This is a genomic window from Streptomyces sp. NPDC097107, assembly GCF_044762405.1.
In the GTDB taxonomy this organism is placed as follows: domain Bacteria; phylum Actinomycetota; class Actinomycetes; order Streptomycetales; family Streptomycetaceae; genus Streptomyces; species Streptomyces thinghirensis.
Genome location: NZ_JBIWEF010000012.1, coordinates 230591 through 245308 on the forward strand (window position 1 = coordinate 230591; position 14718 = coordinate 245308).

General features: G+C 72.4%; 14 protein-coding genes and 1 pseudogene. 10 read left to right on the forward strand and 5 right to left on the reverse strand.

Going from position 1 to position 14718, the window contains the following annotated elements; translation table 11 throughout:
* The first annotated feature begins 314 nt into the window (after positions 1 to 314).
* On the forward strand, positions 315 to 986 hold the full coding sequence (locus ACIQ1J_RS27690) for a GPP34 family phosphoprotein (protein ID WP_403560980.1): 672 nt from the start codon (positions 315 to 317) through the stop codon (positions 984 to 986).
* Positions 987 to 1093: 107 nt separating this feature from the next.
* Here the strand turns inward: ACIQ1J_RS27690 and ACIQ1J_RS27695 are convergent, their stop codons facing one another.
* Positions 1094 to 1510: an SsgA family sporulation/cell division regulator gene (locus ACIQ1J_RS27695; protein WP_403560982.1), complete on the reverse strand. Its 417-nt coding sequence runs from the start codon at positions 1508 to 1510 to the stop codon at positions 1094 to 1096.
* Between the two features lie 357 nt (positions 1511 to 1867).
* Here ACIQ1J_RS27695 and ACIQ1J_RS27700 point away from each other — a divergent pair.
* Together ACIQ1J_RS27700 and ACIQ1J_RS27705 are read left to right on the forward strand one after the other, a co-directional pair.
* Positions 1868 to 1990: pseudogene (locus tag ACIQ1J_RS27700) on the forward strand (oxidoreductase); the annotation flags it as partial.
* A gap of 72 nt (positions 1991 to 2062) precedes the next feature.
* Positions 2063 to 2392, forward strand: a complete 330-nt coding sequence (locus tag ACIQ1J_RS27705) for a plasmid stabilization protein (RefSeq protein WP_403560984.1) — start codon at positions 2063 to 2065, stop codon at positions 2390 to 2392.
* Between the two features lie 12 nt (positions 2393 to 2404).
* Here ACIQ1J_RS27705 and ACIQ1J_RS27710 read toward each other — a convergent pair whose 3' ends face one another.
* Positions 2405 to 2701, reverse strand: coding sequence for a YciI family protein (locus ACIQ1J_RS27710; protein ID WP_403560986.1), 297 nt, complete (start codon positions 2699 to 2701; stop codon positions 2405 to 2407).
* A 43-nt stretch (positions 2702 to 2744) separates the two neighbouring features.
* On the opposite strand from ACIQ1J_RS27710, the gene ACIQ1J_RS27715 reads away from it, so the two are divergent.
* Positions 2745 to 3449 carry an endonuclease V gene (locus ACIQ1J_RS27715; RefSeq protein ID WP_403560988.1) on the forward strand — a complete coding sequence of 235 codons (705 nt, stop codon included), beginning with the start codon at positions 2745 to 2747 and terminating at the stop codon, positions 3447 to 3449.
* On the opposite strand, the gene ACIQ1J_RS27720 is transcribed toward ACIQ1J_RS27715, so the two are convergent.
* Positions 3437 to 3631: a hypothetical protein gene (locus tag ACIQ1J_RS27720; RefSeq protein WP_121750196.1), complete on the reverse strand. Its 195-nt coding sequence runs from the start codon at positions 3629 to 3631 to the stop codon at positions 3437 to 3439. The two genes, ACIQ1J_RS27715 and ACIQ1J_RS27720, sit on opposite strands and share 13 nt — an antisense overlap.
* Positions 3632 to 3856: 225 nt before the next feature.
* Between ACIQ1J_RS27720 and mmpA the strand changes: the two genes are divergently transcribed.
* Positions 3857 to 4006: a morphogenic membrane protein MmpA gene (gene mmpA, locus ACIQ1J_RS27725; RefSeq protein WP_403560990.1), complete on the forward strand. Its 150-nt coding sequence runs from the start codon at positions 3857 to 3859 to the stop codon at positions 4004 to 4006.
* Between the two features lie 71 nt (positions 4007 to 4077).
* On the opposite strand, the gene ACIQ1J_RS27730 is transcribed toward mmpA, so the two are convergent.
* On the reverse strand, positions 4078 to 5256 hold the full coding sequence (locus tag ACIQ1J_RS27730; RefSeq protein WP_403560992.1) for a saccharopine dehydrogenase family protein: 1179 nt from the start codon (positions 5254 to 5256) through the stop codon (positions 4078 to 4080).
* Between the two features lie 206 nt (positions 5257 to 5462).
* On the opposite strand from ACIQ1J_RS27730, the gene ACIQ1J_RS27735 reads away from it, so the two are divergent.
* From ACIQ1J_RS27735 to ACIQ1J_RS27745, 3 genes are read left to right on the forward strand one after another with little or no spacing between them, the layout of a single operon-like run.
* On the forward strand, positions 5463 to 6611 hold the full coding sequence (locus ACIQ1J_RS27735; RefSeq protein WP_403560994.1) for a CaiB/BaiF CoA transferase family protein: 1149 nt from the start codon (positions 5463 to 5465) through the stop codon (positions 6609 to 6611).
* A 38-nt stretch (positions 6612 to 6649) separates the two neighbouring features.
* Entirely contained in the window at positions 6650 to 7864 is a 1215-nt protein-coding gene (locus tag ACIQ1J_RS27740) for an acetyl-CoA C-acetyltransferase (protein WP_403560996.1), read from the forward strand.
* A 54-nt stretch (positions 7865 to 7918) separates the two neighbouring features.
* Positions 7919 to 10099 (forward strand): 3-hydroxyacyl-CoA dehydrogenase NAD-binding domain-containing protein, encoded by a 2181-nt coding sequence (locus tag ACIQ1J_RS27745; RefSeq protein ID WP_403560998.1) that lies wholly within the window; start codon positions 7919 to 7921, stop codon positions 10097 to 10099.
* A 9-nt stretch (positions 10100 to 10108) separates the two neighbouring features.
* Here the strand turns inward: ACIQ1J_RS27745 and ACIQ1J_RS27750 are convergent, their stop codons facing one another.
* Complete coding sequence (locus ACIQ1J_RS27750; RefSeq protein WP_403561000.1) at positions 10109 to 10849, reverse strand: MerR family transcriptional regulator; 741 nt, start codon at positions 10847 to 10849, stop codon at positions 10109 to 10111.
* Positions 10850 to 11391: 542 nt separating this feature from the next.
* On the opposite strand from ACIQ1J_RS27750, the gene ACIQ1J_RS27755 reads away from it, so the two are divergent.
* Together ACIQ1J_RS27755 and ACIQ1J_RS27760 are read left to right on the forward strand one after the other, a co-directional pair.
* A complete protein-coding gene (locus ACIQ1J_RS27755; protein ID WP_403561002.1) occupies positions 11392 to 13353 on the forward strand; it encodes a Xaa-Pro dipeptidyl-peptidase in 1962 nt (653 codons plus the stop codon).
* Positions 13350 to 14639 carry a M14 family metallocarboxypeptidase gene (locus tag ACIQ1J_RS27760; protein ID WP_403561003.1) on the forward strand — a complete coding sequence of 430 codons (1290 nt, stop codon included), beginning with the start codon at positions 13350 to 13352 and terminating at the stop codon, positions 14637 to 14639. Before ACIQ1J_RS27755 ends, ACIQ1J_RS27760 begins: the two co-directional genes overlap by 4 nt.
* The last annotated feature ends 79 nt before the right edge of the window (positions 14640 to 14718 follow it).

Sequence of the window (14718 nt, forward strand, 5' to 3'; positions counted from 1 at the left end):
CCGCGGTTGCTTGAAGCGGTCAGGGGCAAACGCGTATCGAGACACCGGGAGGCGGCGGGCGCCGTCGGACGAGGGAAGGAAGAGTCCCGGGGAGTGCTTGGGCAGAAAGAGGCCCTGCTCCGCAAGGACGGCTCGAACGCCGAGGTCGCACGCGGCGTACACACAGGACATGTGTGACGCGGTGTCTCAGGACCTCAGACGAGCAACGTCCTTCTCCAATCGGCGGCAACAGAAGCGCTGTACACCGTACGAGAGACCGGATGGGCTGTCAATGCCTTACCGTGAATCCGGTCCCACGGCCCCAAGGAGGCCCCGTGCCCAACGGCTCGCTCTCGCTGCCGGCCCGGCTCTGTCTGCTGGCCTGGGACCCGGCGCGCCCCGGGGCCACCGACACCGTCCGGCACCACCATCTGGTGCGCGCCGGCGCGCTCACCGAACTGGCCCAGCGCGGCCTGCTCGTCGACGACGCGGGCATCGCCACCCCCGTCGACCTGGACTCCCGCACCGGGGACGCCGTCCTCGACGGGCTGCTGGACCTCGTCCGCGAGTCGATGCCCCACCGGTGGCGCACGTGGGTGAGGCTGCACGCGCGGCTCACCTTCGACGCCGTCCGGGAGCAACTGGTGGCCGAGGGGTACCTGCGCGCCGAGAAGAAGCGGGTCCTCGGCATGTTCCCGTCCGTGGAGTACGTCCTGGCGCGGGGCGCCGCGGCGCAGGTGCTCCGGGAGGAGACGCGGTACGTCCTGGAGGGCCCGGTGCCGGCCGGGGAGGTCTCCGAGCGGAACGCGGCCATGGCCGCGCTGGCGGCAGCCGCGGAGGTGCGCGCCCTCGGGCCGGCCGGGGCCGACGTGCGCCGGGAGGGCCGGATCGCGGAGCTGACCGAGCGCGGCGGGGCCGCGGCCCCCGGGCTGCGGAAGATCCTGGGCGAGGTGTGGGGAGCGGTCAGCGCGGAAACGGCGCGGGCCGTGGCGTCGACGGGCGGCTGAGACGGGGCCCGCGGCCCGGCGCACCGCCGGTCGCCGAACCGGCCGCGCCGGCGGCGTCGACCACGGGAAGCTGAACCGGCTGCCGGCGAGGGAGCGTCAGGGAGTCGTCAGCAGGTCCCCCGCATCAGCTCCGCCAGGTCGTGGTCCAGGTCCAGCTGGAGATGCTCCAGGCCGACGGGGACCAGCTCGCCGGTGGCCTGAAGGAACCTGCGCAGCTCGCCCGAGCGGATGTGGATCACGGCGGTGCCCTCGGGTGCGTGGAACTCCAGGACGGTCCGGTCGTACCCGTACGGGCGCACCCGTACGTCGCCGTGACCGTCCGGCTCCCGCATCCCGGTGACGAGCAGCTCGCGGGAGAAGGTCCAGCAGACCTCCACGCCCTCGAGGGTGGCCGGAGCCGGGAAGGTCATCCGGACGGCGAACGGATCGCTGCGGTCGTAGTGCAGCGTTGCGGGAATGCTGGGCATACGCGGCGCGGCGGCGACGAGACGCGCCTCGACGGGCTGCTCGATGACGGTGGACAACGCCTTGCTCCCTCGTGACGGCTGGACGGGCTTCCGGTTGGATGCGGGCCGGGCACTGGAAGAGACGACGGAATCAGCCAATCCGTGCACACGATGACCGAGTGACCTCTGTCACCGCGTTCATGCGCGGGAGTGACGCGCCTCTCCTCGTGGGACCCGTAAGGCACTTGTGGCACTCGTGCCCGCCCGCGCGCGCCGCACACGGTCCTCCGGACGGCGCCCGGACGGTGGGGTGGCTTCGCCCGCCATGAGGAGCTTGGGGAGCCTGCGACGCACGGCACGGTCCGTTCGTACCGGTGGCAGGCGCACGGCACGGGCGGTGATCGCCGGGGCGGTCTGCGCGGCGGCGCCGGCCGCGCTGACGGCGGCCGCACCTGGCGAACCGGCGGCACGGGTTCGTACGACACCCTGGACTGCACCCCGGACCTGTGCTGCTGGGCCGCCGGCGGGCAGGGACGGGTCGCCCGGTCGGAGCGCTGACGGCGCGCGGGGCCGGGTCTTCGTCCGTAACGTGGGTATCCGTTCGCTGAACGCGAGAGGAAGTGAGCGGACATGCCACGCGGTTCGAGCTCCAAACGGGAGCGGCAGTACGAGCACATCAAGGACGGCGCCGAGGACCGTGGCGAGAGCACCGGCCGCGCCAAGGAGATCGCCGCCCGGACGGTGAACAAGGAGCGCGCCCAGTCCGGCGAGTCCAGGACCGCCAGCCGTACGTCCACGCAGGACAAGTCGCCGAGCAAGCGGGGCGGCCGGCGGTCCGGGAACCGGCAGGGCCCCCAGGGACCCACCTACGGCCAGTTGTACGAGGAGGCCAAGCGCCGGGACATCAGCGGTCGTTCGAACATGAACAAGGGCGAACTGCTGCGCGCGCTCGGCAAGTGAGCCGGACAGGCCCTAGCCGAGGGTCTCCCGGTACCGCTCCGGCGCCGGCGCCGTCTTCGTGGCGACGAACCCGGTGACGCGGTACGCGCACACGCCGGCCCTGACGAAGGGGTCGCCCGTGGTGATCTCCTCGATCCGCGCACGGTCCTCCGCGACGGCGATGACCACCCCGCCGTCGCGGGGCTCCTTGCGGCCGGACGCCAGGCACACCCCCTGCCGGTACAGCTCGTCCAGCCACGCCACGTGCTCCTCCAGCACCGCGTCGACGGCGTCCAGCGGGGCGGTGTGGGGGAGTTCCAGTACGAACATGATCGCGAGCCTACTCCGGCGCTCCCGTAGGCTTGCGGCCACCATGACGACCCTGACCGTGCAGATTCCCGCCGACTGGCCCGCGACCGAGGAGCGGGCCCGAGCCGTCCAGGACGAACTGCGGGCAGGCGTGGTGCTCGACGAGCCGGGTCCGCCGCCCGGCACGGGCCGGGTGACCGGCGTGGACGTCGCCTACGACGACGAACGGGACGTCGTCGCGGCGGCGGCCGTCGTACTGGACGCCGCGACCCTCGCCGTCGTCGCCGAGGCCACCGCCGTCGGCCGGATCTCCTTCCCCTACGTGCCCGGCCTGCTCGCCTTCCGCGAGATCCCGACCGTCCTCGCCGCCCTGGACGCGCTGCCCTGCCCGCCCGGCCTGGTCGTGTGCGACGGCTACGGCCTGGCCCACCCGCGCCGCTTCGGCCTCGCCAGTCACCTCGGCGTGCTCACCGGACTGCCCACGATCGGCGTGGCCAAGAACCCGTTCACCTTCACGCACGACGAGCCGGACGCGCCCCGCGGCAGTACGTCCCCGTTGCTCGCCGGCGCCGAGGAGGTCGGACGTGCCGTCCGTACCCGTGACGCCGTCAAGCCGGTCTTCGTCTCCGTCGGCCATCGGGTGAGCCTCGACAACGCCTGCGCGCACACGCTGGCCCTGGCTCCCGGCTACCGCCTGCCGGAGACCACCCGCAGGGCGGACGCCCTGTGCCGCGCGGCCCTGCGGGCGGCCACCACCTACCCGGCCTGACCCTCGACGCTCCAGCGGCCCACCTCCTGGTACGCCGAGTCGTAGACCACCGAACCGTCGCCGGGCCGCAGCGCGTAGTGCTTCAGGTTGCCGCCCCAGTACCGCAGGATCCGCTGCAACTCGCCCGCGGGGTCCTCGGCGAGCGCGCCCTCGTCCATGGTGACTTCGAGAAGGAACTTCATGCCTTCAAGGATTTCATTGCACTCCTTGTTGGCACTCCGCCGGCCGGGAGCGCTGGTGCTGGTGGGCCAGTGGCGGGCCAGTAGTGGGCCGCTGTCGGACGGGCGGCGGGAGAAGTCTCAAATCTGTGTTGAGGGCACGTGCTCGTGGCGCGGGCCGGTGCTCAGCGGCCGCCTGAGTATCCGTACGGATGTGCTCCCGCCGACGGCCGGGACAGGCTGGGCCGCATGACGACGCACCGCGCACCCAAGCAGTCCGCGCGCCACCCCGGCCGGCCCGTCGAGCGGGCCGTGGTCGCGGGACTGGTGCTCGCCGTGGGAGCGGGGCTGGCCTGGATCGGCGGGATGATCTACACGATCGTCGGGTGGTGGGGGTAGGGCCTGTCCGGCGGATGGACGTGCCGGCCCCCGCGTCGGCGGCATGGTCCGCCGACGCGGGGGCGGGTCCGTCAGCGGGCCGCGGCCACCCGGAAGCGGATGCCCGCCGTCCGCAGCCGCTCGATCAGCGCGTCCCCCATCGCCACGGCCGTCGTGACCTGCCCGGCCACCGGCGGCAGGTCGTCGAGGGCGAGGGACAACGCCGCCTCGGCGAACATCTTCGCCGTCTCGTCGTACCCGGGGTCGCCGCCCGAGACCTCGGTGAACACCTTCCGGCCGCCGCCTTCGCCCACGAAGCGGACCGAGAACCAGCTCCTCGCCCGCTTCTCGGGGCTCGGCCCGTCACCCGGCTTGAGCCGGTCCGACAACCAGCGCCGCGCGGGCGGTACCTGAGCCGCCGCCACGAGCGCGCCCACGGCCGCCACCCCGCCCACCGCGACGGGCAGACGCCGCACGGCGGCGTAGTGGCGGTAGCGGAAGTCGGGGCCGTAGCGGTCCAGCGCCTTCGCGGAGCGCCGCACGATCTGTGCGTCGATGGTCGGCAGCGGCAGCGCCCATGCCCCCACCTCCCCGGCGAACCGCGGCGCGCCCGTCGGTGTCGCCGCCCGGCGGCCCACCAGTCGTGGCTCGTGCCGCCGGCGTTCCCGCGCGGCGGCCTGCAACTGCCTGCCGCGCGCGAACTGGCCCAGCGCGGAGGCGAACGTCCCGCCCGAGAAGGTGGCGTCGGCGGTCACGAAGCCGTCCACGGCCAGCGGCACCCCCTCCGGCAACTGCCGCACGGTGAAGTACACCCCGAGATCGTGCGGCACGGAGTCGAAACCACAGGCGTGCACCAGCCGCGCGCCGGTCTCCCGCGCGCGGGCGTCATGACGGACGTACGTCAGGTCCACGAATTCGGGCTCACCGGTGAGGTCGAGATAGTCGGCCCCGGTCTCCGCGCAGGCGGCGACCAGCGCTTCGCCGTACTGGACGTACGGTCCCACCGTCGTGGCCACCACGCGCGCCTGCTCGGCGAGTTCGCGCAGCGAGGCCGGATCGGAGACGTCCGCGCGCAGCATGCCGATGTCCGCCGCGCCCGGCAGCCTCTCCCGCAGCCGCCGCAGCTTCTCCTCGCTGCGGCCGGCGATCGCCCAGCGCAGCCCGTCGGGCGCGTGCGCGGCGAGGTACTCCGCGGTGAGTTCGCCGACGAACCCCGTCGCTCCGAAGAGCACGATGTCGTACGGCCGGCCGGCCGTTTTCAGCCTGGTCATGACATCCCTTCGTCACCCGGTGGCAACCCCTGGGCCCGCAGCGCGCGCCGTTGCCGGTGGCCGAGGCTAGCGTGAGGACTGCGAGTCCGGAGGAGAGCCGGCCCACAATTGGCTAAGCGCTTGCTCGCTCCGGCTCTTGTGCCCAGTGGAACACGTTTCTAGCATCACCGGTGTTACATCATTGGTGTCACAGAGCTGGGGGCTCGATGTCGGAGGCGAGGACGGCGGGGCGCACGCCGGGCGAGGGCCCGCTCACGGGTGTGCGTGTGGTCGAGCTGGCCGGTATCGGGCCCGGGCCCTTCGCCGCCATGCTCCTGGCCGACCTGGGAGCCGACGTCGTCCGCGTCGACCGCCCCGGCGGCCCCGGCCTCGCGATCGACCCCGCGCACGACGTCACCAACCGCAACAAGCGCTCGGTGGTCGTCGACCTGAAAGCACCGGACGGTCCGGCCCAGGTCCTCGACCTCGCCGAACGCGCCGACGTGCTGATCGAGGGCTACCGCCCCGGCGTCGCCGAACGGCTCGGTGTCGGCCCCGGGCACTGCCACGCCCGCAACCCGCGCCTCGTCTACGGTCGCATGACCGGCTGGGGCCAGGACGGCCCGCTCGCCCAGCGCGCCGGTCACGACATCGGGTACATCGCGCTCACCGGCACCCTCGGCATGATCGGCGCCCCCGACGAGCCGCCGGCCGTCCCCGCCAACCTCGTCGGCGACTACGCGGGCGGCTCCCTCTACCTGGTCGTCGGCGTCCTCGCCGCCCTGCACCACGCGCGCGCGACGGGTACCGGCCAGGTCGTCGACGCCGCCATCGTCGACGGTGCCGCCCACCTCTCCTCGATGATCCACGGCATGCTCGCCGCCGGCGGCTGGCAGGACCGGCGGGGAGCCAACCTCCTCGACGGCGGCTGCCCGTTCTACGGCACCTACGAGACCGCCGACGGCCGGTACATGGCGGTCGGCGCCCTGGAGCAGCGGTTCTACGCCGAGTTCATGGAGTTGCTCGGCATCCCCGAGCAGGCACCGGCCCGCGACGACATGGCCCGCTGGGGCGAACTGCGCGCGGCCATCGCCGCCCGGTTCAGGTCCCGTACCCGGGACGAGTGGACGGCCGTCTTCGCGGACTCCGACGCCTGTGCCGCCCCCGTCCTGTCGCTCCGCGAGGCCCCGCACCACCCGCACCTCGCCGCCCGCTCCACCTTCACCGACCACGGGGGCATCACCCAGCCGGCCCCGGCGCCCCGCTTCTCCGCGACCCCCACCGCCGTCCGCACCGGGCCCGCCCGGCCGGGCGCCGACACCGAGGCGGTGGCCCGCGACTGGGACCTGCCGCGGAACCCTCGGACGAACAGCTGAACAGCCCCGCCAAAAAACCCTCAGTGAAAGGCCTGCCAGTGACCACCGAAGCGTACGTGTACGACGCGATCCGCACCCCGCGCGGACGCGGCAAGGCGAACGGCGCCCTGCACGGTACGAAGCCCGTCGACCTGGTCGTCGGCCTGATCCACGAGATCCGCGCCCGCTTCCCGGACCTCGACCCGGCCGCCGTCGACGACATCGTGCTCGGCGTCGTCGGTCCCGTCGGCGACCAGGGCTCCGACATCGCCCGCATCGCCGCCATCGCGTCCGGACTGCCGGACACCGTGGCGGGCGTCCAGGAGAACCGCTTCTGCGCCTCGGGTCTGGAGGCCGTCAACCTGGCCGCCGCCAAGGTGCGCTCCGGCTGGGAGGACCTGGTCCTCGCGGGCGGCGTCGAGTCGATGTCCCGGGTGCCCATGGCCTCGGACGGCGGTGCCTGGTTCAACGACCCGATGACCAATCTCGCCACCAACTTCGTCCCGCAGGGCATCGGTGCCGACCTGATCGCCACCATCGAGGGCTTCACCCGCCGCGACGTCGACGAGTACGCGGCCCTCTCCCAGGAGCGCGCGGCCAACGCCTGGAAGGAGAACCGCTTCGAGCGGTCCGTCGTGCCGGTCAGGGACCGCGCCGGCCTCACCGTCCTCGACCACGACGAGCACCTGCGCCCCGGCACCACCGCCGACTCCCTCGCGGGCCTCAAGCCCTCCTTCGCCGACATCGGCGAACTCGGCGGGTTCGACGCCGTGGCGCTGCAGAAGTACCACTGGGTCGAGCAGATCGACCACGTCCACCACGCGGGCAACTCCTCCGGCATCGTGGACGGCGCCTCCCTGGTCGCCATCGGCTCCAAGGAGGTGGGCGAGCGCTACGGGCTCACCCCCCGCGCACGGATCGTCTCCGCCGCCGTGTCCGGCTCCGAGCCCACCATCATGCTCACCGGCCCCGCCCCCGCCACCCGCAAGGCGCTCGCCAAGGCCGGGCTGACCATCGACGACATCGACCTCGTCGAGATCAACGAGGCGTTCGCCGCGGTCGTGCTGCGCTTCGTCAAGGACATGGGCCTGTCTTTGGACAAGGTCAACGTCAACGGCGGCGCCATCGCGCTCGGCCACCCCCTCGGCGCCACCGGCGCGATGATCCTCGGCACGCTCGTCGACGAACTGGAGCGCCAGGACAAGCGCTACGGCCTCGCCACCCTGTGCGTGGGCGGCGGCATGGGCGTCGCCACGATCGTCGAGCGCGTCTGAATCCCTGCGGAAGCGGCACCACGGCCACCGAAGACCTCACTGGAGACCCCTGTCATGACGACCGAGAGCACCACCATCCGCTGGGAACAGGACGACACCGGCGTCGTCACCCTCGTCCTCGACGACCCCGCCCAGTCCGCGAACACCATGAACCAGGCGTTCCGCGAGTCCCTCGCGGTGATCACCGACCGGCTGGAGGCGGAGAAGGACGGCATCCGGGGCGTCATCGTCACCTCCGCCAAGAAGACCTTCTTCGCCGGCGGCGACCTGCGCGACCTGATCCGCGTCACACCCGAGACCGCCCAGGACCTCTTCGACGGCGGCATGGCCATCAAGCGGAACCTGCGCCGCATCGAGACCCTCGGCAAGCCGGTCGTCGCCGCCATGAACGGCGCGGCCCTCGGCGGCGGTTACGAGATCGCCCTCGCCTGTCACCACCGCGTCGCCCTCGACGCCCCCGGCTCCAAGATCGGCTGCCCCGAGGTCACCCTCGGCCTGCTTCCGGGCGGCGGCGGCGTCGTCCGCACCGTCCGGATGCTCGGCATCACCGACGCGCTGCTGAAGGTGCTCCTCCAGGGCACCCAGTACAACCCGCGCCGCGCCCAGGAGAACGGCCTGGTCGACGAGGTCGCCGACAGCCGCGAGGACATGCTCGCCAAGGCCCGCGCCTTCATCGACGCCAACCCGGAGTCCGCCCAGCCCTGGGACCGGCCCGGCTACCGCATCCCCGGCGGTACGCCGTCGCACCCGAAGTTCGCGGCCAACCTGCCCGCCTTCCCCGCCAACCTGCGCAAGCAGACGAACGGCGCCCCCTACCCGGCGCCGCGCAACATCATGGCCGCCGCCGTCGAGGGCTCCCAGGTCGACTTCGAGACCGCGCAGGTCATCGAGGCGCGCTACTTCGTCGAGCTGGCCGCCGGGCAGACCTCGAAGAACATGATCCAGGCGTTCTTCTTCGACCTCCAGGCCGTCAACTCCGGCGCCAACCGACCGGGGGGCGTCGAGCCGCGCAAGGTCCGCAAGGTCGCCGTCCTCGGCGCCGGCATGATGGGTGCCGGCATCGCCTACTCGTGCGCCCGCGCGGGCATCGACGTCGTCCTCAAGGACGTGGCCCTGGAGTCGGCGGTCAAGGGCAAGGCCTACTCCGAGAAACTGTGCGCCAAGGCCGTCGCCAAGGGCCGTACGACCCAGGAGAAGGCCGACGCGCTGCTGGCCCGCATCACGCCGACGGCCGAAGCCGCCGACCTCGCGGGCTGCGACGCGGTCATCGAGGCAGTCTTCGAGGACACTTCCCTCAAGCACAAGGTGTTCCAGGAGATCCAGGACGTCGTCGCCCCCGACGCGCTGCTCTGCTCCAACACCTCCACCCTGCCCATCACCGCGCTGGCCGAGGGCGTAGAGCGCCAGGCGGACTTCATCGGGCTGCACTTCTTCTCGCCCGTCGACAAGATGCCGCTCGTCGAGATCATCAAGGGCGGGCGGACGGGCGAGGAGGCGCTGGCCCGCGCCTTCGACCTGGTCCGGCAGATCAACAAGACGCCGATCGTCGTCAACGACTCGCGCGGCTTCTTCACCTCCCGGGTCATCGGCCACTTCATCAACGAGGGCGTGGCCATGGTCGGCGAGGGCATCGAGCCCGCCTCCGTCGAACAGGCGGCGGCCCAGGCGGGCTATCCGGCCAAGGTGCTCTCCCTGATGGACGAGCTGACCCTCACGCTGCCCCGGAAGATCCGCAAGGAGACCAGGCGGGCCGTGGAGGAAGCGGGCGGCACCTGGACCGCGCATCCCGCCGAGGCCGTCATCGACCGCATGGTCGACGAGTTCGAGCGCCCCGGCCGCAGCGGCGGCGCCGGGTTCTACGAGTACGGGGACGACGGCAGGCGGGCAGGACTCTGGCCTGGCCTGCGGGAGCACTTCACGAAGCCCGGCCACGAGATCCCGTTCGCGGACATGCAGGAGCGCATGCTCTTCTCGGAGGCGCTCGACACGGTCAAGCTCCTGGAGGAGGGCGTGCTGACCTCCGTCGCCGACGCCAACATCGGATCGATCCTCGGTATCGGCTTCCCCGGCTGGACCGGCGGCGTCCTGCAGTACATCAACGGCTACGAGGGGGGTCTGCCCGGTTTCGTGGCGCGCGCGCGTGAGCTCGCCGACCGCTACGGCGAGCGCTTCACGCCGTCCGCGCTGCTGGTGGAGAAGGCGGACAAGGGGGACGTCTTCACGGACGGCCGCTGAGCAAGCGGCTCAGTCTTCGCCGCCCCTGCCGCCCTCGCAGTCCCCGCCGAGCCACTCCCGCAGCTCCTCCCGCAGCGACCGCTGGAACGTGGTCAGCAGCGCCTGCACCACGAGCGGGTGCATGTGGGCGGACAGGGACCGCACGTCCCGCGCGTCGCGTTCGGCGACCGCGTCGCGCAGCAGCCGCGACAGGTCGCGCGCGGCGGCGCGGGAGTGCTCGAGCAGGGCCGTACGGGCGGCGAGGACCGTGTCGGGGGAGAAGGGCACGTCGAGCAGTTCGACGCCGAGCCGGAGCAGCCCGGCGTCGACCCGGTAGGCGTCACCGCCCGGGACCGCGCCGTCCCGCGTGACGATGTCCATCGCCGTGAGCCGGTCCACCTCGTCGTCCGTCAGCGGCCGGCCCGCCCGCCGGCCCAACTCCTCGCGCGTGACGCTCTCCACCGTCTCCGGCGCCCAGGAGGCCACCACCGCGCGGTGCAGCGCGAGGTCGTGCGGGCTCAGGTCGGGCGGCAGCTGCTTGAGATACCGCTCGATCGCGGCCAGCGTCATGCCCTGGTGCTGCAATTCCTCGATCAGCGCCAGCCGGGCCAGGTGCTCCCCGCCGTAGTGCCCCACCCGGCGCGGGCCGATAGCCGGTGGCGGCAGCAGCCCCCTGGTGCCGTAGAAGCGGACCGTGCGGACCGTGACGCCGGCCCGCGCGGCCAGCTCGTCGATCGTGAAAGTCGGCTCCTCGGTGTCGGTCGTCGTCATGTGCAGCAGTATCGCTGTCTCACCAATGCTGTGACACCTCCCGCGCACCATGCGCACCCTGTGTGGAGACGGCTGACGGATCTTGTGACAAGTCACGCTGTGTGACATCAGACACCGCATGTGCACGCAGGGTCGTGGGAAGGTGCTGCCTTGGTCTGTGCCGCGAAGGGTGGTGCGGGCCTTGTCGCTGTCTGCGACCACGGGGACGCCGCCTGAGCCCTACCGGTCGGTGCGCGTGCGGTCGGTCAGTTCCCGTGCGCGTCGTTCGGGGGCCGCCGATGCCCGGAGCGCTGGGGGAGTGGGCCGCCGCCGACGCCGGGATCGCCGGCATGAGGGAGGTGGCGCCCAGTGCGCCCGGCACGATGCTCCCGCGGTGCCCGAAAGCTCCAAGTCGTAGGGGACCGAAGTCTGTTCGGAGCCCGTTCAGCCGCGGTGCGCGCGGTCATGCCCACGGTCACCCCTGTCACACGATCGCCCTTCGGTCGTCATGAGACACACGTTGCCCTCTTCTGCGCGGGAGTTGACCGATGTAGCGTCCGCGCATGCCGATACGCATGCGCTTCACGATCTGGAGACCGCTCGCGACGGCGGCCACGGCCGCTCTCATGGCAACCCTTCTCACTCCCGCCGCGACAGCCCACCCCGCGACCCCGCGACAGAGCGAACCCGTTCACTCCTACGACGACGCGATCCGCGAGGCCGTCTGGGTGGACACCGGGTACGACGGGGACGGCGACGGCGAGGACGACCGCGTCGCCGTCGACATCGTCCGCCCCCGGGAACCCGCACAGCAGGGCCGGAAGATCCCCGTCATCATGGACGCCAGCCCGTACTACTCGTGCTGCGGACGCGGCAACGAGAGCCAGAAGAAGACGTACGACGCCGACGGCGACGTCGACGGGATGCCGCTGTACTACGACAACTACTTCGTGCCGCGCGGCTACGCCTTCGTCGGCGTCGACCTGGCCGGCACCAACCGCTCCGACGGCTGCGTCGACGTCGGCGGACGCTCCGACGTCCGGTCCGCCAAGGCCGTCGTCGACTGGCTGAACGGCCGCGCGAAGGCGTACACCACCCGCACCGGCGGCGAGCGCGCCAAGGCGACCTGGACCGACGGCAGAACCGGCATGATCGGCAAGAGCTGGGACGGCACCATAGCCAACGGCGTCGCCGCCACCGGTGTCGAGGGCCTGGAGACCATCGTCCCGATCGCCGCCATCTCCTCCTGGTACGACTACTACTTCGCCCAGGGAGCCCCGCTCTACGGATCCGGCCCCGACTGGTTGTCCGACTACGTCAACAGCCCCGATGCCCGCGACCGGTGCGGCGCCGTCCAGCAGAGGCTCGTCGACGGCGCCCCGCGCACCGGCGACTGGACGCGGCTGTGGACCGAGCGCGACTACGTCGAGGCCGCGAGCAAGGTGAAGGCGAGCGTCTTCCTCATCCACGGCACGCAGGACCTCAACGTCCGCATGCAGCACGTCGGCCCGTGGTGGAACGCCCTCGCGAAGAACGGCGTCGACCGCAAGATCTGGCTCTCCCAGACCGGCCACGTCGACCCCTTCGACTTCCGCCGCGCCGAGTGGGTCGACACCCTGCACCGCTGGTTCGACCACGAACTCCTCGGCTACGACAACGGCATCGACCGCGAACCGATGGCCGACATCGAACGCCGGCCCGAGCAGTGGGAGACGTCGAAGACCTGGCCGCCGCGCTCCACCGCCACCACGACCCTGCGCCCCGCCGACGGCGCGCAACCGGGCGTCGGCACCCTCGGCCTGCACCGGGACCGCGGCACCGAGACGTTCACCGACGACCCCGCGCTGAACGAGACGGACTGGGCCGCGCACATCGACGAGCCGACCCCCGGCAAGGCCGGGTTCGTCACCGGCCCGCTCACCCGCGACCTGCGCCTGTCCGGCGCCTCCGAGGTCACCGTCACCGCGCGGTCCAGCACCCCGACGGCCCACCTCTCCGCCGTCCTCGTCGACCTCGGCCCCGACACCATCCGCGACTACGCCGACCGCGGTGAGGGCATCACCACCCTCACCGACCGCACCTGTTGGGGCCCGAGCACCCCGGGCGACAGCTCCTGCTACAAGGAGACGGCGGCGAAGACCACCGACGTGGACTACACGGTGGTCAGCCGAGGCTGGGCCGACCTGGGCAACCACGCGTCCAAGTGGCGGGGACGCCCGCTCACTCCGGGCAAGGCCTACACCGTCACCCTCGACCTGGCGGCCACCGACCACGTCGTCCCGGCCGGCCACCGCCTCGCGCTCGTCGTCGCGGGCACCGACAAGGACCTCATCGACCCGCCCGCCGACACGCCGACCCTCACCGTGGACCTCTCCCGCACGTCGGCACGCGTACCGTTCGTCGGCGGCACCGCCGCGTTCGCCGAGGCCACCGCCGGTACGGCGACCCCCGCCCCCGCCCCCGCGCCCCTCGACGGCGTGACCGCGCCGCACACGACCCACCGCGTTCCGAAGGGAGCCCGATGAACCGCCTGCGCACCCTCACCGTGACGACCGCGGCCCTCGCCGCGTCCCTCCTCACCGCGCCGGCCCACGCCGCCGACACCGCAACCGCATCCGAACCGCCCCGCACCGGCTTCGAGAAGACGCACGGCGCGCGCTGGACCAGCCAGCCCGAGGAGCGGGCGCTGCTGGCCGCCGCCGACCGGGCGAGCAGCCGGGTCACCGTCGACCGCATCGGCACCACGAAGCAGGACCGCCCTCTCCAGCTCGTGACGATCGGCAGGCAATCCGCCCCGAACAAGGTGCTCCTCGTGTGCAGCCAGCACGGCGACGAGCCCTCCGGCCGCGAGGCCTGCCTGTCCACCGTCCGCGACCTGGCGTACGCGACGGACCGGCCGACCCGGCGCTTCCTGGACCGTACGACCGTGCTGGTCGTGCCCACCGCCAACCCCGACGGCCGGGCCGCCGACACCCGCGGCAACAGCGACGGCGTCGACATCAACCGCGACCACCTCGCCCTGAGGACGGCCGAGGCCCGCGCCCTGGCCGCCGTCGTCCGCGACCAGCGCCCCGACGTCCTCTACGACCTGCACGAGTACGGCGCCACACCCCCGTACTACGACAAGGACCTCTTCGACCTCTGGCCGCGCAACCTCAACACCCACACCCGGGTCCGCGACGAGGCCCGCACCCTGTCCGGGGAGTACGTCCGCCCCGCCGCCGAGCGGGCCGGCCACTCGACCGGCACGTACGGCATCTGGACCGACCCGGTCACCGGCGACCCGGTCAAGCAGACCGCCGGCGACGGCCAGGAACGCATCCTGCGGAACATGTCCGGCGTGAAACACTCGGTCGGCCTGCTCATCGAGAGCCGCGTCGACGCGCTCACCGACGCCGAGCGCGCGGACGAGGCCCTGAACAACCGGCGCCGGGTGAACTCGCAGCTCGCGGCCCTGGACGGCATGTTCCGCTACGCGGACCAGCGGCGCGGACGCGTCGAGGCGGCCACCGCGGTCGCCCGGTGGTCCGCCCTGGCCGACACCGGACCCGTCCACCTCGGCGGCGCGGACAACGACCCGGCCGAGCCCACCGAGGTGATCGAGGACCCGCCCTGCGGCTACCGGCTCACCGCCGACCAGTACGCGGACCTGGAGGACGAACTCGCACTGCACGGTGTACAAACGCGTCCGACCGGGGAGAAGGGCGCCTACGTACCGCTGCGCCAGCCGCTGCGCGCCCTCGTGCCGCTGCTCCTGGACGAGCGTGCGACGTACCACTTGACGGTGGGTGAACCCGACACCCGCTGCTGAAGAGGTGAGTTCCGCGTCGCACGTGGTAAGGGCGTAGCGGAGAATTGTTTTCAGCCTCACCGACTTGAAAGGTGCCGCC